General features: G+C 45.4%; 1 protein-coding gene. It reads left to right on the top strand.

Features of this window, described 5'->3' with window-relative positions:
* Positions 1-249: transposase (locus tag I6E24_RS17100; protein ID WP_455577816.1), on the top strand; the 249-nt coding region annotated here is incomplete at both ends.

Raw genomic sequence — 249 nt, 5'->3', positions numbered from 1 at the left:
TAAAGCTTATGAACGAGAAGCTGGATGAGATACGCAGGATACAATACCACATGGAAAAAGACATCAACAAACGTAAGGTGTTGAAAGGTACGCGATACCTGTTACTGAGTAATGGGGCGGATATCTTTGACAAGGAGTATAAGACGAGGCTTGACAACGCGTTGGCCATGAACAAGCCCCTGTCGCAGGCATACTACCTGAAAGAACAGCTCAGGGAAATCTGGACGCAAGTCAATAAGAACAATGCTG

Origin of the sequence: Bacteroides caecigallinarum, assembly GCF_021530995.1 — a bacterium.
GTDB classification, from domain to species: domain Bacteria; phylum Bacteroidota; class Bacteroidia; order Bacteroidales; family Bacteroidaceae; genus Phocaeicola; species Phocaeicola faecigallinarum.
The sequence above is the reverse complement of the archived record's forward strand: the minus strand, read 5'-3'. Positions and strand labels throughout refer to the sequence as shown.